This is a genomic window from Streptococcus sp. HMSC066E07 (assembly GCF_001814695.1).
GTDB lineage: Bacteria > Bacillota > Bacilli > Lactobacillales > Streptococcaceae > Streptococcus > Streptococcus hominis.
This window is the reverse complement of the sequence record NZ_KV817414.1, coordinates 35,199-54,624: the sequence shown is the minus strand read 5'-3', so window position 1 is coordinate 54,624 and position 19,426 is coordinate 35,199. Positions and strand designations below refer to the sequence as shown.

Below are 19,426 nucleotides of genomic sequence, written 5' to 3'. Positions count from 1 at the left end.
AAATATTGGAGGAAAATAATATGGTTAAGGTATTAACAGCGTGCGGAAATGGCATGGGCTCATCTATGGTGATTAAGATGAAAGTAGAAAATGCTCTGCGAAAATTAGGACAAACAGATTTTACCGTCAATTCTTGCAGTGTTGGAGAAGCAAAAAGCCTTGCTTCTGGTTATGATATTGTCATTGCTTCTCTTCATTTGATTCATGAATTGGATGGACGGACAAATGGTAAATTGATTGGTCTGGATAATCTGATGGATGACAAAGAAATCACTGAAAAACTATCACAAGTACTGGAATGATGCGGCTAGAGGTTTGTCTCAGCCTCGTCGCTTAAGAAATTGATATAGAGGCTGAGCAAAAAGTATTTTATTCTCTATCTCATTTAGTATTAAACGAATGACGCAGTAGGTGATTGGACTCTTCATTCACTTTTCAAGCTCGGAAGAGCACCTTTGAAGAAAACGAAGTTTTCTTCATCTACAATCTTAAACAGCTTGATAACTGTTTAAGCACCTTTGCGGGGGTGGGACTACGAACTTAAAATTTTCAAGATAAGTTCTGTCCCACTCCCATTCGCTTAAAAGGATGTGTGAAGTTAAAAACGTGGAAAAGCTTGGAATTCGTTGTGCTCGTCAAATAGTACAGAATTTCATGCGCACCACCTGTTTTGAGCTTCCATTTCCAACGAAAGGAAGAAGCAATGAATTTAAAGCAAGCATTGATTGAAAACAAATCCATTCGGTTGGGTCTTTCTGCTTCGACTTGGCAAGAAGCAATCAAACTTTCTGTTGACCCATTGATTGAAAGTGGGGCCGTCAAACCTGAATATTATGAGGCCATTATCGAATCCACAGAAGGCTATGGGCCTTATTATATTTTGATGCCAGGTATGGCGATGCCGCATGCTCGTCCAGAAGCTGGTGTACAAAGAGATGCCTTTTCTTTGGTGACTTTGAAAGAACCTGTAACCTTCTCAGACGGAAAAGATGTGAGTGTCTTGTTAGCTCTTGCGGCAACGAGTTCAAAAATTCATACGAGTGTTGCCATTCCGCAGATTATCGCCCTGTTTGAATTGGAAAATTCTATTGACCGCCTATTAGCATGTCAAACAGAAGCAGAAGTTCTAGCTTTGATTGATGAGTCAAAAAATAGTCCTTATTTAGAAGGATTGGATTTAGATAGTTAGTAAATGATTGTGTTTCAATCCATTAGAAAAGAATAGAAAGAGAGAAAATTATGTCAAAACGTCTTCCAAATTTACAAGTTGCACTGGATCATTCCGATTTGCAAGGAGCTATTAAAGCAGCTGTCTCGGTAGGTCATGAAGTAGATGTTATTGAAGCAGGAACAGTTTGCCTCTTGCAAGTCGGCAGTGAGTTGGTAGAAGTGCTGCGTAGTTTATTTCCTGATAAAATCATCGTTGCCGATACGAAATGTGCTGACGCTGGTGGTACGGTTGCCAAAAATAATGCCGTTCGCGGAGCAGACTGGATGACTTGCATTTGCTGTGCAACAATTCCAACTATGAAAGCCGCTCTAAAAGCGATTCAAGAAGAACGTGGCGAGCGCGGTGAGATTCAAATTGAACTTTACGGCGATTGGACTTATGAGCAAGCTCAGACTTGGCTTGATGCTGGCATTTCACAAGCTATTTATCACCAATCACGCGATGCTCTTCTTGCTGGCGAAACTTGGGGTGAAAAAGATCTCAATAAAGTTAAGAAATTGATTGAAATGGGCTTTCGTGTGTCTGTGACAGGTGGTTTGAATGTGGATACACTCAAACTCTTTGAAGGAGTGGATGTCTTTACCTTTATTGCTGGACGCGGAATAACAGAAGCTGAAAATCCAGCAGCAGCTGCGCGTGCTTTCAAAGACGAAATCAAGCGAATCTGGGGGTAAACTATGACACGTCCGATTGGAATTTATGAAAAGGCAACGCCTAAGCATTTTTCTTGGCGGGAACGGTTAGAATTTGCCAAGGAAATGGGATTTGATTTTGTGGAAATGTCGGTTGATGAAAGTGACGCTCGGCTGGCGCGTCTCGCTTGGTCTAAAAAAGAACGTCTAGAAATTGTCAAAGCTATCTATGATACAGGTGTGCGGATTCCAAGTATTTGCTTTAGTGGACATCGGCGTTATCCATTAGGCTCAAACAATCCTGAGTTAGAAGCAAAATCGCTTGAAACGATGAAACAATGTATCAAGTTAGCACAGGATTTAGGTGTGCGGGTCATTCAATTAGCAGGTTATGATGTTTATTACGAAGAGAAATCACCTGAAACGCGTGCTCGTTTCTTAAAAAATCTGCGTCTAGCATGTGATTGGGCTGAACAGGCACAAGTTATGTTGGCGATTGAAATCATGGATGACCCATTTATCAACAGCATTGAAAAATATCTGGCTGTGGCGAAAGAAATCAATTCGCCTTATCTCTTTGTCTATCCAGATACAGGTAATGTTTCTGCTTGGCATAATGACCTCTGGAGTGAATTTTACCTTGGTCATCAGGCAATTGCTGCGCTGCACTTAAAAGATACCTATGCCGTGACGGAGCATTCTAAAGGGCAATTTCGAGATGTACCTTTTGGGGAAGGCTGTGTCAATTGGGAAGAAATGTTTGCTGTTTTGAAGAAAACCAATTACCAAGGTCCGTTCTTGATTGAAATGTGGTCTGAGAATTGCGAAACGGTGGAAGAAACCAAAGCTGCTATCAAAGAAGCGCAAGATTTCCTTTATCCACTCATTGAGAAAGCGGGGTTATGTGAATGTTAGTACCAGAATTACGAGAACGTGTTTATAAAGCCAATATGGAGCTTCCAGAGCATGGTTTGGTGAAATTTACCTGGGGAAATGTTTCGGCAATTGATCGTGAGAAGGGCTTGATTGCCATTAAACCTTCTGGTGTAGCGTATGAAAAATTATCTCCAGAAAATATGGTTGTGACTGATTTGGACGGTAATATTGTCGAAGGAGACCTGAATCCGTCGTCAGATTTGCCGACGCATGTGGAACTGTACAAAGCATTTCCAGAAGTGGGTGGCATTGTTCATACGCACTCGACAGAAGGAGTGGCTTGGGCGCAAGCAGGGCGTGATATTCCATGCTATGGCACCACGCACGCTGATACTTTCTACGGTCCAATTCCATGCGCTCGTGCCTTGACACCAGAGGAAATCAATGGCGAGTACGAAAAAGAAACTGGGAAAGTCATTATCGAAGAATTTGCCAAACGTGGCTTAGATCCGCTCGCAGTAGCAGCTGTAACCGTCCGCAATCACGGACCATTTGCTTGGGGCAAGGACGAAAAAGCGGCCGTCTATAATGCAGTTGTCCTTGAAGAAGCCGCTCGTATGGCACGCTACACAGAAGCTATCAATCCAGAAGTGACGGAAGTGCCGCAAGATCTCAAAGATAAGCATTACCTGCGAAAACATGGAAAGAATGCTTACTACGGACAGAAAAAATAATTATGAAAAATCAAGGAGAAGGACGACTACCATGATTGAGAGCAGTCATGATGCCGGTTCCTCGCCTTGCTTTTCTCATTTTGCTATGAAAAAGCGCTAAAAATGACCAAAATAACGAATAAATTCTTTCGATTTCATGTGAATGATGTGTGAAAAGATGTTATAATGGTTTGCAATCCCTTTCAAGGAGTAAATGATGATATTATTGGATCAAACAAGTTGTGACTTACTAAAATACCTCATTCAGTTGGAAGAGCCAGAAACGATTATGACCATTTCACGGGCAACCAATCAATCGCGGAGGAAAATCTATTATCATTTAGAAAAAATCAATGATGCTTTAGCGGATGTCGGCGAAGTCATTAGTAGCCGTCCGAGAGTAGGGATTGTCTTAACCGCACACCAAAAAGAACTCTGTCAAGAGTTATTGGAAGGCGTTGATTTTTATAGCTATGTCATGAGCATGACCGAGCGTATGCAGCTGACTGTGCTTTATATCTGTATTGCTAAGGAGCGTGTGACTATTGAAAAGCTAATGGAATTGACAGAAGTATCCCGCAATACGGTTCTCAATGATTTGAATGAAATCCGCAATCAGTTGGCTTCGGAGCAGTATCAAGTCAATCTCACTTCCACAAAAGCACAAGGATATTTTTTGAAGTGCCACCCGCTCAATAAGATTCAGTACGTTCATTCTCTTTTGTATGACATTTTTGCAGAGGGAAATCATAGTTTTGTGATGATTTTGACAGAAAAGATAAAAGAATTTATCGGAGAAGATTTACTTTTGTCCGATGAATTGCAAGATTTTCTCAATCAAAGAGTGCAAGATGTGGAGCAGGATTTAGGCAAGAAAATCAATCGCCATGAAATCAAATTCATGCTGCAAGTTTTGCCCTATCTGCTGTTGAGCTGTCGCAATATGGCTTTAAATGAGGAAGAGCAGGAAGACTTGAAGCGTGAGTTTACCTTGATTCGCAAGCGGATAGAATACCAAGCAGCCAAGAATTTGAATAGTAATTTAGGGGCAACATTTGGCTTGCAATTAAATGATATTGAAATTTCTCTCTTAGCCGTTCTTTTGCTTTCTTACCGGAAAGATCGGGATATTCATGCAACCAGTCAAGATTTTGTCCAATTAAAAGAAGCGATTGATGAGTTTATTTGGCGGTTTGAAGTCAGTTCGCATTTTGAAATTGAAAATAAAGAAGATTTGTTGCGAAATTTATTGACGCACTGCAAGGCTTTGCTGTTTCGTAAAACCTACGGCATTCTGTCTAAAAATCCATTGACACGACAGATCAAGGAAAAATATGCAGATTTGTTTGCAGTCACCAAGTCTTGCTCTGTGATTTTGGAGGAAGCATGGCTTATTTCACTAACTGATGATGAAGTTGCTTATCTTGCTCTTCATATGGGTGGATTCTTAAAACATAATCGTGCTGAAAAACAAGATGCCAAACGGATTTATTTAGTCTGTGATGAAGGAGTAGCTGTGCAGAAATTGCTACTCAAACAGTGCTTGTATCATCTACCAAATGAAAATTTAAGTGCTGTTTTTACGACAGAACAATTCAAAAGCGTCGAAGACATTTTAGATGTGGATTTATTAATTACGACAAATGACGGATTGGAAACCACTCTGCCAACGATACAGGTTCAGCCCATTTTGGACTACGAGGACGTATTGAATATTACTTCTTTTGTCAAAGATCAAACTCTTTCTACTAAAGGCGTGCGATTTAGTCAAGATTTAGAACGACTTTTGTCACAATACCTCAAGGATTCAACGCGTACACAAGAGCTGAAAAATAAAATTCAAAAACTTGTCAACGAAGAATTATTATCAACTTCAACGGAAGAATGAAAGAATAAGATGACTGGCTAGGGATAAAATTCCCGGCTTTTTTAGTTGTGAAAAATAGTCCAATCTTGAACACAGACATGTGCTTTATTTGGTCTTTTTTAATCTATTGAAGGGAGTTATACTAAGAATGTAGAATAAAATATCTTGAGGAGGATAAGCAATGCCAAATGTAAAAGAAATCACAAGAGAATCTTGGATTTTATCCACTTTCCCAGAATGGGGAACATGGCTCAATGAAGAAATTGAAGAAGAAGTTGTGCCAGAAGGTAACTTTGCTATGTGGTGGTTAGGGAATTGTGGTGTTTGGATTAAGACACCAGGTGGTGCTAATGTGGTCATGGATCTCTGGTCCAACCGCGGAAAATCAACCAAAAAGGTCAAAGACATGGTGCGTGGTCACCAAATGGCCAATATGGCTGGTGTCCGCAAATTGCAACCAAATCTCCGTGTGCAACCAATGGTGATTGACCCATTTGCGATTAACGAACTAGACTATTACCTTGTTTCTCATTTCCACAGCGACCATATTGACATCAATACTGCTGCAGCTATCGTCAACAATCCAAAATTAAATCATGTGAAGTTTGTCGGCCCCTACGAATGTAGCGAAATTTGGAAAAAATGGGGTGTCCCAGAAGAACGTATCATCGTGATTAAACCCGGCGAAAGTTTTGAGTTTAAAGATATTAAAGTATCGGCTGTGGAATCCTTTGACCGAACTTGCTTGGTCACACTTCCAGTTGATGGTGCGGATGCTCAAGACGGTGAGCTGAAAGGGCTTGCTGTAACTGACGAAGAAATGGCGCGTAAGGCAGTTAACTACGTCTTTGAAACACCGGGCGGTACGATTTATCATGGCGCAGATTCTCACTTCTCAAACTATTTTGCCAAACATGGAAAAGATTTCAATATTGATGTAGCGATTAACAACTACGGTGACAACCCAATCGGTATTCAAGACAAGATGACTTCGATTGATTTGCTTCGTATGGCTGAAAATCTGCGTGCCAAAGTCATTATTCCAGTTCACTACGACATCTGGTCTAATTTCATGGCTTCAACAGATGAGATTCTTGCCCTCTGGAAAATGCGCAAAGAGCGCTTGCAATACCAATTCCATCCATTCATTTGGGAAGTCGGCGGTAAATACACTTATCCGCAAGACAAAGACAGAATTGAATACCACCATCCACGTGGTTTTGATGATTGCTTCGAGCACGATTCAAATATTCAATTTAAGGCTTTACTATAAAAAATTAAGTGGGAATTATCCGTATACATTGCGATATGCGGATAATTTTCATATAATGATAGTGTAGAATAATTGCTACTGAAAGGGTAGTATTATAAAAGGAGAATTCAATGTCAAATTTATCTGTCAATGCCATTCGTTTCTTAGGAATTGATGCCATTGAAAAATCAAAATCTGGGCATCCAGGTGTTGTCATGGGCGCAGCACCGATGGCTTATGACTTGTTTACCAAGCAAATGCGTGTGAATCCAGAAGTACCAAATTGGGTCAATCGTGACCGTTTTATCTTGTCAGCAGGTCATGGGTCTATGTTGCTCTATGCACTTCTTCACTTGTCTGGTTTTCAAGATGTCACTATGGACGAAATCAAGAACTTCCGTCAATGGGGTTCTAAAACGCCTGGTCATCCAGAATTTGGACATACAGCTGGCGTAGATGCGACAACTGGACCCCTCGGTCAAGGAATTTCGATGGCAACTGGTTTTGCGCAAGCAGAACGTTTCCTAGCTGCTAAGTACAACCGTGAAGGCTATAATATCTTTGACCACTATACCTATGTCATCTGTGGTGACGGGGACTTAATGGAAGGTGTGTCTGCTGAAGCAGCTTCTTATGCTGGACTGCAAAAGCTAGATAAGCTCATCGTTCTCTATGATTCAAACGACATCAATTTGGACGGAGAAACGAAAGATTCCTTTACAGAAAGTGTTCGTGACCGTTACAATGCTTACGGTTGGCACACAGCTTTGGTTAAAGACGGAACAGACTTAGAAGCAATCAATGCGGCGATTGAAGCTGCAAAAGTTTCTGGCAAACCGTCATTGATTGAAGTCAAAACGGTGATTGGTTATGGCTCGCCAAATAAACAAGGGACAAATGCTGTTCATGGAGCGCCTCTTGGTGCAGAAGAGGCAGCGGCTACTCGCAAAGCTCTTGCTTGGGATTACGCACCATTTGAAATTCCAGAAGAAGTCTACGAAGATTATCGAGTTAATGTTGCAGAACGCGGCAAAGCTGCCTATGATGCTTGGGAAAAACTCGTTGAAGAATACAAACAAGCCTATCCTGACTTAGCTGATGAAGTTGCTGCCATTATTGCTGGACAAGATCCAGTTGAGATCAAGCCAGAAGATTTCCCAGTAGTAGAAACAGGTTTCTCACAAGCTACTCGTAATTCTAGCCAAGATGCTTTAAATGCCGCAGCAAAAGTACTTCCAACATTCCTCGGTGGCTCTGCTGACCTCGCTCATTCTAATATGACTTATATCAAAGAAGACGGTTTGCAAGACGATACCCACCGCCTTAACCGCAATATTCAATTCGGTGTGCGTGAATTTGCTATGGGAACTATTTTGAATGGTATGGCACTTCACGGGGGACTTCGTGTTTATGGTGGTACATTCTTTGTCTTTTCAGACTATGTTAAAGCGGCTGTTCGCTTGTCAGCTCTTCAAGGCTTACCTGTGACTTATGTCTTTACGCATGACTCAATCGCAGTTGGTGAGGATGGTCCAACTCATGAGCCGATTGAGCACTTAGCAGGTCTTCGTGCCATTCCAAACCTCAATGTCTTGCGCCCAGCAGATGCACGTGAAACACAGGCTGCTTGGTACTTGGCACTCAAGAGTCAATCAACTCCAACAGCTTTGGTTCTCACACGTCAAAACTTGACTGTTGAAGCTGGAACTGACTTTGACAAGGTAGCAAGAGGAGCCTATGTCGTGTATGAGACAGCAGGTGGCTTTGATACAATTCTTCTGGCATCTGGTTCTGAAGTCAACTTAGCTGTTGCAGCTGCTAAAGAGTTGGAAGCACAAGGAGAAAAGGTTCGCGTTGTCAGCGTACCGTCAACAGACATCTTTGATGTACAAGATGCTGCTTACAAAGAAGAAATTTTACCAAATGCAGTTCGTCGCCGTGTTGCAATCGAAATGGCTGCAACCCAGTCTTGGTACAAATATGTCGGACTTGACGGAGCTGTTATCGGTATTGACAAATTCGGTGCTTCTGCCCCAGCTGCTAAGGTAATGGAAGAATATGGCTTCACCGTTGCTCATGTCGTAGAAGTTGTGAAAAATTTGAAATAGTAACTATCAAGAAAAAAACCGAGGCTTGCTTCGGTTTTTCTAACTAGAAGTGCTATAATGAAAATAGAAAACTCTATCTCGGAGGTGTGAAAATGACAAAGGAAAGTATGATTTATCAGCTGTTAGATGAATTGAAAATTTCTTATGATCGTCTGGATCATGAACCAATTTCTTCCGTTATTGAGGCGGTTGAAAAGGGAATTGTCCTACCGGGGCAACAGGTCAAAAATCTCTTTTTGAAAAATAAAAAGGGGCGTCAATTTTATTTGGTCATTTTGCGGGACGAAAAAACGGCAGATATCAAGCATTTGGCAGAAATCCTTGATGAAAAACGATTATCATTTGCCAATGATAAGGAGCTGGAGGAGCTTTTACAGGTAGAGCCAGGTGCGGTTACACCTTTTGGGTTGCTTTTTGATAAGGAAAAGAAAGTCCAGCTGATTGTGGACGAGGAGGTTGATCCGAACTTGACCGTGGGTTTTCATCCTTTTGTCAATACAACAACGCTCAATATCGCTTATGCGGACTTTTTACGCTTTTTGGAAAAAGCAGAGCATACTGTCAAAAGAATTTGCTGCTAGTCAGGCTTAAGGAGGAATCCTTTTAGAAATTTCAGCCCCTCCTTGTAAATTCTCTAGGAATCTGCTATAGTAGATAATATATGAAATCTAAAGGAGACTAAAATGGGTAACGGTTTTTCAATTTTAATCATGTTGGTTGTGATGATGGGCTTAATGTTCTTCATGCAACGTTCTCAAAAGAAACAAGCAGACAAACGGATGGAAAGCTTGAACAAACTACAAAAAGGATATGAAGTTATCACAATTGGTGGCTTGTATGGTACGGTTGATGAAGTTGATACTGAAAAGAAAACAGTTGTCCTTGATGTAGACGGTGTTTACTTGACATTTGAATTAACAGCTATCAAGACCGTATTGCCTCTCACAGAGGGAATCACAGCAGTTGCTGGTGCAGACGGAAGTGTTGATATGTCAGAAGATACAGCTATTGAAGAAGAATAGTAGTGTTTTAAGCTAGAAAAAGGGATTGGAGTTTCTCCAATTCTTTTTATTTTTGTTTGAAAGGTTTCTTTTACAACTTATAAGAATAATTCTTTTTCTACTTTGATGTCGCCAATTAGCTATTTTTGACGCCAAAGCTAACCAAGTAACAAATATTCCTTTAGCAGAATAGGAATTTAAAAAAGATCAAGCATTTAATTTTTATCGTAAAATAATGTGAAAAAGAAGTTGGAGCCAAAAATTTCTATGTTTCGGCTTCTTTTTTATCTGAAATTTAGCATAAATCCCATTTTTAGAGGATTTATGATATAATGAAATGTAAAACTTTATTAGGAAAACAAGCAGATGTTTAGTTTTAAGAAAAAAGAAAAAATTGAAGTTCCGTTACAAATACCAAAACATATCGGTATTATTATGGACGGGAATGGTCGTTGGGCTAAAAAGAGAATGCAGCCGCGCGTTTTCGGGCATAAGTCTGGAATGGAAACTTTGCAAAATGTTACCATTGCAGCTAAAGAGTTGGGTGTCCAAGTATTGACAGTCTACGCGTTCTCCACAGAAAATTGGTCGCGCCCTGAAAAAGAAGTCAGCTTTATCATGAACTTGCCGGTTGAATTTTACGACCGTTATGTGCCTGAGTTGCATAGAAATAACGTAAAAATTCAAATGATTGGAGATACAGAGCGGCTACCTAAGGCAACTTATGAGGCGCTTTACAAAGCAGAAGAATTAACGCGGCTCAACACAGGCTTGATTCTGAATTTTGCCTTGAATTATGGTGGCCGTGCTGAGATTGTTCAGGCGGTTAAAATGATTGCTCAAGATGTGTTAGATGCCAAGTTCAGTCCGGGTGAGATTGATGAAGAGATGATTGCCAATTATCTACAAACCAGCAATCTACCTCGATTATTGCGCGATCCGGATTTGGTCATTCGAACGAGCGGAGAATTGCGTTTGAGTAATTTTTTGCCTTGGCAAAGTGCATATAGTGAGCTGTATTTTACAGATATTTTATGGCCGGATTTTGATGAGAAAGCTTTGAAAGCAGCTATTGAAGAATATAGTAAACGAAATCGTCGCTTTGGTGGTGTGTAGGAGAATTTATGGATAAGGATTTACAAAGACGTGTTATTTTTGGCGGAGTGGCACTTGCTATCTTCATTCCAGTTTTGATGATAGGAGGGGCGCTTCTGCAAATTGGAATGGGGCTTCTAGCCATGCTGGGTGTTCATGAATTGCTGCAAATGAAAGGGCTGAGAAGTACCACGCTAGAAGGTGTCTTAGCCATGTTGGCAGGTTTTGTGTTGACGATTCCACTCGAAAACTATTTGAAATTTTTGCCGATAGACGGAAATGTTGTGGCCTATAGTTTAGTTGTTTTTCTTCTATTAGGCTCAACTGTTCTAGGGAAAAATTACAGTTTTGAAGATGCGGCTTATCCAATCGCTGCGAGTTTTTACGTGGGGATTGGCTTCAATGCTTTGCTAGATGCACGAGTGGCTGGTTTTGACAAAGTGCTCTTAGCCTTGTTTATTGTCTGGGCAACGGATAGCGGAGCTTACTTGGTCGGGCGGAGATATGGCGTACGTCGCTTGGCTCCTCATGTTTCTCCAAATAAAACTATTGAGGGCAGTCTAGGGGGCATTGCTTCAGCAGTCCTTGTAACATTTGTTTTCATGTTGTTTGATAGAAACGTTGCCGCACCTCATCATATGTTTGTCATGCTTCTTTTCACAGTATTCTTTAGTATTGCAGGACAGTTTGGGGACTTGGTAGAAAGTGCGATTAAGCGCCATTTTGGAGTCAAAGATTCTGGTAAATTTATACCCGGACATGGTGGTGTGTTAGATCGTTTTGACAGCATGCTGTTTGTCTTTCCCTTGATGCATTTCTTTGGATTGTTCTAATGAGAAGGATAAAATGAAGTGAGACAGACTAACGTGATTGTTTTATAGTCACTCACCGAAAAATGAAATCTGAGAAGATGACGTAAAGAATCAATATTTCGCAAGAAATTGATTTTGTCATTTCACTTTATGCAGTTGACTAGGGGTTGGTCGTCATACCTTGCGTAGCAAGGGATTAGAACTGCCACTCAGCAGTGATTGATTGGCACTAAAGTACCTAATCAATTGTGCATGGGAACTCTAAATTGACTAAAGTTAACAGAGTTTCTCACCACTGCGTTTTGTAGTAAAAATAATATATTGTAAGAGTCTGGGGAACGTTCATCCCAGCCTCTTTGTGAATGAACTTTATAAGGAAATCTTAAGCCGAGTGAAGTATTCTTGATTTGCTGTGTGCAATTCAGTAAGATGATCGTGTCAGAAAGTAGAAAGGTTGGTGTAATGCAGTCAGGTATTATAGGAATTATCACCTTTATCATTGTTTTTGGAATTATTGTGGTCGTTCATGAGTTTGGACATTTCTATTTTGCGAAAAAATCGGGTATTTTGGTGCGGGAGTTTGCTATCGGAATGGGCCCGAAAATTTTTGCTCATATCGGAAAAGACGGTACGGCGTATACCATTCGAATGTTACCGCTGGGTGGCTATGTTCGTATGGCTGGTTGGGGCGAAGATTCGACCGAGATTAAAACAGGAACACCTGCTAGTTTGACTTTAAATGAAGCAGGTAAGGTCGTCCGAATCAATCTTTCGGGCAAGAAAATTGATCAAACCGCTCTGCCGATGAATGTGACAGGCTTTGATTTAGAAGACAAGCTGGAAATCACTGGTTTGGTACTAGATGAACAAAAGACCTATGCAGTTGACCATGATGCAACAATTGTAGAAGAAGACGGTACAGAGGTTCGGATTGCTCCGCTTGATGTGCAGTATCAAAATGCTAGTTTAGGCGGGCGCCTCATTACCAACTTTGCAGGACCAATGAATAATTTCATTTTAGGGATTGTAGCTTTTCTGCTGTTGATTTTTATGCAGGGTGGCGTTGCCAATCCCAATACAAATCACATTCGCGTTTTACAGGGCGGTGCCTTGGCTCAGGCCAGTGTAAAAAATAATGACCAGATTTTAAAAGTTGGTCAAGCTGAAATTAAGAATTGGTCGGATTTGACCCAGGCTGTTCAGTCTGAAACAAAAAATAGTAAAGGGCAATCAGAACTAAATGTGACGGTTAAAAGTGGAACTAAAGTTCAAGAGCTGACAGTTAAGCCTAAAAAAGAGCAAGGCAGATATTTATTAGGAGTGATGCCGGGCTTGAAATCAGATTTTCTGTCTATGATTGCGGGCGGATTTAGCATGGCTTGGAACGCTAGTTTCCGCATCTTTGGCGCTTTAAAAAATTTAATTTTCCACCCAGACATCAATAAACTAGGCGGACCTGTGGCGATTTACAAAGCTAGTAGTGACGCTGCTAAAGGCGGAATTGAAAGTGTTATCGCTCTCTTAGCTATGCTTTCTCTGAATATTGGTATTTTTAATCTCATTCCTATCCCAGCGCTTGACGGTGGAAAGATTGTGCTAAATCTTCTTGAAGCCATTCGTCGCAAGCCATTAAAGCAGGAAACAGAAACCTATGTTACTTTAGCAGGTGTCGCCATTATGGTGGTGTTGCTGATTGCGGTGACCTGGAATGATATTATGAGAACCTTCTTTTAAAAGGTGAATTCTAAATAATAAATAAAAGGAAGAATTTATGAAACAAAGTAAAATGTTAATCCCAACACTACGTGAAATGCCTAGTGATGCACAAGTCATCAGTCATGCACTTATGCTGCGTGCGGGCTATGTCCGCCAAATTTCAGCAGGTGTTTACTCTTACTTACCATTGGCTAATCGCGTGATCGAAAAAGCAAAGAAAATCATGCGAGAAGAATTTGAAAAAATCGGTGCGGTCGAAATGTTAGCTCCAGCCCTCCTTAGTGCCGACCTTTGGCGTGAATCAGGTCGTTACGATACCTATGGTGAAGATCTCTATAAGCTAAAAAATCGCGAAGGTTCAGATTTTATCTTGGGGCCAACTCATGAAGAAACATTCACCGCAATTGTACGGGATTCTGTAAAATCTTATAAGCAATTACCGCTTAATCTTTATCAGATTCAAGCTAAATACCGTGATGAAAAGCGTCCTCGCAATGGCTTATTGCGGACACGTGAGTTTATCATGAAAGACGGTTATAGCTTCCATGCCAATTATGATAGCCTAGATGTGACTTACGATGAGTATAAGACTGCCTACGAGAATATTTTTACCCGAAGTGAGGTTGATTTCAAAGGGATTATCGGTGACGGTGGTGCTATGGGTGGAAAGGATAGCCAAGAATTTATGGCCATTACACCTGACCGTACCGACCTTACGCGCTGGGTTGTTCTAGATAAGTCAGTCACTAGTTTTGATGAAATTCCGACAGATGTACAAGAAGCGATAAAAGAAGAATTGACGAGCTGGTTGGTGTCTGGTGAAGATACTGTTGTTTATTCGAGTGAGTCAGGATATGCTGCAAACCTTGAAATGGCAACAGATGAATACAAACCAAGCAATCGTGTTGTGGCAGAAGAGGAATTGATTCGTGTAGAAACCCCAGATTGCAAGTCAATTGATGAAGTCGCTGCTTTTCTTCATGTTGATGAAAGTCAAACAATCAAAACCTTAGTTTACATTGCTGACGAAAAGCCTATCGTGGCTTTGCTTGTCGGAAATGATCAACTGAATGAAGTGAAGTTGAAAAATTATCTAGGTGCTGATTTCTTTGAACCGGCAAGCGAAGAAGAAGTTCGTGAACTGTTTGGAGCAAACTTTGGATCTCTTGGACCCGTTCATCTTCCAGAAGATGTTCAAATCATCGCAGACCGTAAGGTAGAAGACATCCGCAATGCAGTCGCTGGTGCGAATGAAGACGGTTATCATTTGACAGGTGTCAATCCAGGGCGAGACTTCACAGCAGAATATGTAGATATTCGCGAGGTGCGTGAAGGAGAAGTTTCACCAGACGGACAAGGCATTTTGAAATTTGCACGCGGCATTGAAATTGGACATATCTTTAAATTAGGAACTCGTTATTCAGAAAGCATGAATGCGACGGTTTTAGATGAAAATGGTCGTGCAGTTCCTGTCGTAATGGGCTGCTATGGTATTGGTGTTAGTCGCCTCTTATCAGCTGTTATGGAGCAACATGCACGTCTCTTTGTCAATAAAACGCCAAAAGGAGACTATCGCTATGCTTGGGGAATCAATTTTCCAAAAGAATTGGCACCATTTGATGTGCATCTAATCCCTGTAAATGTCAAAGACGAGGAAGCTCTTGTCTTGACAGAACAACTAGAAGCAGAGCTGGTCAAAGCTGGCTACGAAGTTTTGACAGATGACCGTAACGAACGTGCTGGTGTGAAATTCAGCGATAGTGACTTGATTGGGTTACCGATTCGTGTGACTGTTGGGAAAAAAGCAGCTGACCGCATCGTTGAAGTCAAAATCAAAGCGACAGGTGATACCATTGAAGTTCATGTTGACAATCTTCTTGAAACACTTGCAATCTTAACGAAGAAAGACAAATAAATAGGTCTGAAACAAGAACTAAATTATCATTCAAAAACAGACAAAATCTTAATTGGAGATAATCCAAAAGAGATTTTGTCTGTTTTTTTGAGTTGTCACTTTACGTCGACTTGTTGGTGTGGGACAAAGAATGACTGCTAAGGGAAATGTGTTTTATTTTTCTTTCATTTTTTACTATTTGAAGATAAAAAATAACTTTTTAGGGCATCTTCCGAGGAAACCTTTAAAATATTTTATACTAACAAGGTAAAAAAGGAGTTGAAATGAGAAAGATAAAAAATATTCTTCAAATGAGTTTGCTAATCGTTTTGACACAGATTACTTTGGTCTTGCTGACGACACCCTTGCCAAAATCATTAACTTTTCAGCAGTCCAGTTTTGTATTTTTGTTCATTTTATTTTTTGCTGGCTTGCTTTATTTTCGCTATTTTTCCAGAGAATTAACAAATTTTAAATCAGAGATCTTAACGGCTCGTTATTGGCCTCTCCTGCGATTATCTTATCTCATGATAGTATTTATCAATGCGATAGGAGTTTATCTGATGATTTTAGAAGGGACGGCTACTGTTTCAGAAAGTCAACAATTATTTATGAGTCTGTTCATCCACTCCTCTCTTTTTTTGCTGGGTGTTGATGTAATAGCTCTCGTGCCTGAGGTTCGGTCATCTATTATTTATCTTTTTGTGTCAAAAGGTCAAGCGCAAACGAGTTTTATGATAGGTAGTTTGTTATTTATCATTTTACGAAATCCAGCTAATTTAACTTGTTTTATTGTTTATACAGGTTTAGGGAGTTTACTTTCTTTCTTGATTTCCAAGCCAACTCTTCGTTTGGAATTTTCCATTTTCAGTCATTTGGTGCGCAATAGCTTTTCTCTTCTTTTCTTGATTATTTTTTGGTAAATTGTTTTGTAGAAATCCCACTTCTATGATAAAATGAGAGCATTATAGATTGGATGAGAAGAGCAATGATACAAAAAGAAAAACAGTTAGAATGGTTGCAGCAGCACCAAACAAAAGAGCCACATTTGGGCTTAGAAAGAGTGCGACGACTATTATCGCTGCGAGGCAATCCTCATTTACAAATATCAGTCATTCATGTGGCAGGTACCAATGGAAAAGGCTCAACGATTGCACATTTACGTCAGCTATTGCAAGCAAAGAAACTGCGTGTAGGAACGTTTACATCGCCTTATCTTCTTAACTATAATGAGCAAATTGCAATCAATGGTTTGCCTATTTCAGGCGAAGACTTTTATTCTTTGTTGCAATCTTATCAAGAGTTATTAAAAAAGCAGGCAGATGATACGATATTGCAGGAAATAACAGAGTTTGAGATTATTACGGCATTGGCTTATGATTATTTCTGCCAGCAAGAGGTAGATGTGGTCATAATGGAAGTAGGTCTGGGTGGTTTATTGGACAGTACCAATGTGTGTCAACCGGTTTTGACAGCTATTACGACAATCGGACTAGATCACACAGCTATTTTAGGTACGACATTAGAAGACATTGCCAAGCAAAAAGCGGGGATTATCAAGCAAGGTGTGCCAGTAGTGACAGGGAAGATTTCTTCAGAAGCACTGACAGTTATTCACACTATTGCTCAGCAATGTCAGGCACTCCACATACGATATAAGAAAGATTATCAGGTGGAGTCTGTGCAAGGCTTAGAAGAGGGAGAAAAATTTCGTTTTTCAAATGCATTTCGACGAAAAGAGGACTATCAAACTGTTCTTTTGGGCGTTCATCAGGTTGAGAATGCGGGACTGGCAATTGAACTGTGTGATCAATATTGCAGCTTGAAAGGTTTACCATTGTTGAGTGAAAATGAGGTGCGACGGGCATTGAAACGAACGTATTGGCCTGCTCGCTTGGAGAAAATTTCAAAAGCACCCTTGATCTTGCTGGACGGGGCGCACAATCCTCATGCACTGAAAGCTCTGCTTGCTTCCCTAGAAAGCCATTTTCCAGATTATCAAAAAACGATTTTATTTACATGTATTCAAACTAAGGCGTTGGATGAAATGCTTGCTTTACTAAAAATGGTTCCCACATCTCGCGTACTTTTGACAACTTTTGAGGATTCACGGAGTTTTTCAACAGGAGAAATGCAATGTTTGGCAAAGCGAGAAAAGTTAGCATATGTAGAGTGGTTGCCTTATTTGGAGCAATACAAAAAAGCCAAGCATGGAGAGAAAGAGCTGCTGCTTATCACAGGCTCCCTCTATTTCCTTGCAGAAGTTAGAAAATATCTAATGAGCGATAGGTAAAAGGAGGTTTTCTAAATAGTTAAAATGTGATAGAATGAAAGAGCAATTTGTTTGCACAGAGTAAGTGGTCTGCGTTAAGTGTGTATGGATGGGATGTTGCCATACAACGAAACATTTGTGCGGTAGGCCATTGCATCCGCTGTCATTTTGACGGCTCCCGAAAGAAAAGGAGCGAATATGAAAAAAAACTCGCCAAAGTTATCGGTGCAACTATTGGTTGCCCTCGCAATGATTGTGGCTCTTTGTTTTGTCTTAGAGAAGTTTTCAATCTTTGTCATCCCTCGTTTGCTGAAGCTGAGTCCAGCTTTTATCGGTTATACCCTTATGGGAAGTGTCGCTGGTCCGGTTTTATCTGGTCTGGTTTCTGCCGTATATGATATGCTTTCCTTTTTCTTTTTGAGTCAGGGACAACCATTCATTATCTGGTTTACATTGATTGAAGCCTTGCAAGGTATTCTCTATGGTTATTTCTTTTATGGCAAAGAATTACGATTTGAACGGAAGAAAGACTGGCTTTGGGTGACGCTAGCAACTATCGCTGTTATGGGAGTGGGGACCTTTACTTTAACGCCCTTAGCTCTCCATTTACAATATGGAGTACCCTTTGTTGCACTATACGCTACTCGGGCATGGTCTGTTTTTGAAATTCCTTTACGAGTAGTTGTGACAATGCTCATTGTTCCACAGTTGCAACGAATCCCCGAATTACGTAAGTTAATGGGATTAAACAATAAGTAAAAAAATGAGAGCAGAAAAAGGCTGAGACATCACTGTCCACAGCCTTTTCAAATATACACTTTTCAATAGTTTTTAATCAAATCAACGGTTGAGCGATCCAACTTCTTAACCAGAGCTTGTAAGAAAGCTTGAGCTTGCAAAAAGTCGTCCATTGCATAGAGTGTTTGATGAGAATGAATGTAACGTGCACAAACACCAATAGTTGTAGAAGGCACACCACCGTTTTTGAGATGAGCGGCGCCGGCATCAGTTCCACCTTTGCCACAGTAGTATTGATACTTGATGCCTGCTTCTTCTGCCGTTGTCAAAAGGAAATCTTTCATATTTGGCAACATGAGGTGACCTGGGTCAAAGAAACGAATCAGAGTCCCTTCTCCGATAGCTCCTTGATCTCCGTAAATGTCGCCAGCAGGCGAACAGTCTACTGCAAAGAAAACTTCTGGGTCAAACTTAGTCGTTGAAACATGGGCTCCACGCAAGCCGACTTCTTCTTGGACATTGGCTCCAACATAGAGTTCATTGCCAAGTTTTTGTCTAGCTAGAGCTTGAACCAGTTCACTCACCATGAGGACACCGTAACGATTGTCCCAAGCTTTTGAGATAACGTTCTTCCCATTAGCTGTGAGAATAGCAGAGCTGTCTGGTACAATCGTATCGCCTGGACGAATGCTGTAGCTTTCAGCTTCTGCTTTATCAGCAAATCCACCGTCAAAAACAATATCTTCAATCCTTGGTAGACTTGGTCCACCTGTTCCACGAGTCAAATGTGGAGGAACGGATCCTGAAATGACAGGAATTGCAACTCCAGAGCTAGTAAAAAGTTTAAAGCGTTGGCTGCTAACGACGAGTGGATTCCAGCCACCAATTTGCACCACACGAAAAGTTCCGTCGGGTTTGATTTCACTCACCATGAAGCCAACTTCATCCATGTGGGCAGCTACTAAGACACGCGGTGCATCAACAGTCTCTGAATGTTTCACTCCAAAAATGCCTCCTAAGCCGTCTGTTACGACTTCGTCCACATGAGGAGTCATTTTTTTACGTAAATAATTGCGAACAGGCGCTTCATGCCCTGAAACGGCAGCAATTTCTGTTACTTCTTTGATTTTTGAAAATAATTCTGACATCTTTAACCTTCTTTCTGTTCTTATTTTATCATTTTCTATCATAGTTGGGTAGCATTCAAAGATAAAAAACA

General features: G+C 40.7%; 18 protein-coding genes and 1 riboswitch. Of the genes, 17 read left to right on the top strand and 1 reads right to left on the bottom strand.

Features of this window, described 5'->3' with window-relative positions; all coding sequences use genetic code 11:
* The first annotated feature begins 20 nt into the window (after positions 1-20).
* From HMPREF2984_RS01285 to HMPREF2984_RS01205, 17 genes are all read left to right on the top strand, one after another.
* Positions 21-302: a PTS sugar transporter subunit IIB gene (locus tag HMPREF2984_RS01285; RefSeq protein ID WP_003032305.1), complete on the top strand. Its 282-nt coding sequence runs from the start codon at positions 21-23 to the stop codon at positions 300-302.
* Between the two features lie 401 nt (positions 303-703).
* On the top strand, positions 704-1,189 hold the full coding sequence (locus HMPREF2984_RS01280; RefSeq protein ID WP_049533281.1) for a PTS sugar transporter subunit IIA: 486 nt from the start codon (positions 704-706) through the stop codon (positions 1,187-1,189).
* Positions 1,190-1,239: 50 nt separating this feature from the next.
* Positions 1,240-1,905 (top strand): 3-keto-L-gulonate-6-phosphate decarboxylase UlaD, encoded by a 666-nt coding sequence (locus HMPREF2984_RS01275; protein WP_049513200.1) that lies wholly within the window; start codon positions 1,240-1,242, stop codon positions 1,903-1,905.
* Between the two features lie 3 nt (positions 1,906-1,908).
* The gene (locus HMPREF2984_RS01270; RefSeq protein WP_022525287.1) at positions 1,909-2,778 is read left to right on the top strand and encodes an L-ribulose-5-phosphate 3-epimerase; all 870 of its coding nucleotides are present in this window, start codon (positions 1,909-1,911) and stop codon (positions 2,776-2,778) included.
* Positions 2,772-3,473, top strand: coding sequence for an L-ribulose-5-phosphate 4-epimerase (locus HMPREF2984_RS01265; protein ID WP_003028497.1), 702 nt, complete (start codon positions 2,772-2,774; stop codon positions 3,471-3,473). Before HMPREF2984_RS01270 ends, HMPREF2984_RS01265 begins: the two co-directional genes overlap by 7 nt.
* 196 nt (positions 3,474-3,669) lie before the next feature.
* Positions 3,670-5,340, top strand: a complete 1,671-nt coding sequence (locus tag HMPREF2984_RS01260; RefSeq protein ID WP_070670085.1) for a BglG family transcription antiterminator — start codon at positions 3,670-3,672, stop codon at positions 5,338-5,340.
* Between the two features lie 160 nt (positions 5,341-5,500).
* Complete coding sequence (gene ulaG / locus HMPREF2984_RS01255) at positions 5,501-6,592, top strand: L-ascorbate 6-phosphate lactonase (protein ID WP_049533283.1); 1,092 nt, start codon at positions 5,501-5,503, stop codon at positions 6,590-6,592.
* 110 nt (positions 6,593-6,702) lie between these two features.
* Complete coding sequence (gene tkt / locus HMPREF2984_RS01250) at positions 6,703-8,679, top strand: transketolase (protein WP_037619098.1); 1,977 nt, start codon at positions 6,703-6,705, stop codon at positions 8,677-8,679.
* A 92-nt stretch (positions 8,680-8,771) separates the two neighbouring features.
* Positions 8,772-9,260 (top strand): prolyl-tRNA synthetase associated domain-containing protein, encoded by a 489-nt coding sequence (locus HMPREF2984_RS01245; protein WP_070670083.1) that lies wholly within the window; start codon positions 8,772-8,774, stop codon positions 9,258-9,260.
* A gap of 102 nt (positions 9,261-9,362) precedes the next feature.
* On the top strand, positions 9,363-9,701 hold the full coding sequence (yajC, locus tag HMPREF2984_RS01240) for a preprotein translocase subunit YajC (protein WP_003026971.1): 339 nt from the start codon (positions 9,363-9,365) through the stop codon (positions 9,699-9,701).
* A gap of 345 nt (positions 9,702-10,046) precedes the next feature.
* Positions 10,047-10,796: an isoprenyl transferase gene (locus HMPREF2984_RS01235; protein ID WP_003028510.1), complete on the top strand. Its 750-nt coding sequence runs from the start codon at positions 10,047-10,049 to the stop codon at positions 10,794-10,796.
* Positions 10,797-10,804: 8 nt separating this feature from the next.
* Positions 10,805-11,608 carry a phosphatidate cytidylyltransferase gene (locus HMPREF2984_RS01230; protein ID WP_059221217.1) on the top strand — a complete coding sequence of 268 codons (804 nt, stop codon included), beginning with the start codon at positions 10,805-10,807 and terminating at the stop codon, positions 11,606-11,608.
* Positions 11,609-12,049: 441 nt separating this feature from the next.
* Entirely contained in the window at positions 12,050-13,321 is a 1,272-nt protein-coding gene (locus tag HMPREF2984_RS01225; protein ID WP_049533288.1) for a M50 family metallopeptidase, read from the top strand.
* A 37-nt stretch (positions 13,322-13,358) separates the two neighbouring features.
* Positions 13,359-15,218 (top strand): proline--tRNA ligase, encoded by a 1,860-nt coding sequence (locus tag HMPREF2984_RS01220; RefSeq protein ID WP_070670081.1) that lies wholly within the window; start codon positions 13,359-13,361, stop codon positions 15,216-15,218.
* Between the two features lie 263 nt (positions 15,219-15,481).
* A complete protein-coding gene (locus HMPREF2984_RS01215; protein WP_070496723.1) occupies positions 15,482-16,120 on the top strand; it encodes a hypothetical protein in 639 nt (212 codons plus the stop codon).
* A 65-nt stretch (positions 16,121-16,185) separates the two neighbouring features.
* Complete coding sequence (locus HMPREF2984_RS01210; RefSeq protein WP_022525281.1) at positions 16,186-17,490, top strand: bifunctional folylpolyglutamate synthase/dihydrofolate synthase; 1,305 nt, start codon at positions 16,186-16,188, stop codon at positions 17,488-17,490.
* A 54-nt stretch (positions 17,491-17,544) separates the two neighbouring features.
* A riboswitch (THF riboswitch) is annotated at positions 17,545-17,634 on the top strand.
* A gap of 33 nt (positions 17,635-17,667) precedes the next feature.
* Positions 17,668-18,228, top strand: a complete 561-nt coding sequence (locus tag HMPREF2984_RS01205; protein WP_003039137.1) for a folate family ECF transporter S component — start codon at positions 17,668-17,670, stop codon at positions 18,226-18,228.
* A 62-nt stretch (positions 18,229-18,290) separates the two neighbouring features.
* On the opposite strand, the gene pepA is transcribed toward HMPREF2984_RS01205, so the two are convergent.
* Complete coding sequence (pepA, locus tag HMPREF2984_RS01200) at positions 18,291-19,355, bottom strand: glutamyl aminopeptidase (RefSeq protein WP_003039238.1); 1,065 nt, start codon at positions 19,353-19,355, stop codon at positions 18,291-18,293.
* Positions 19,356-19,426 lie beyond the last annotated feature (71 nt).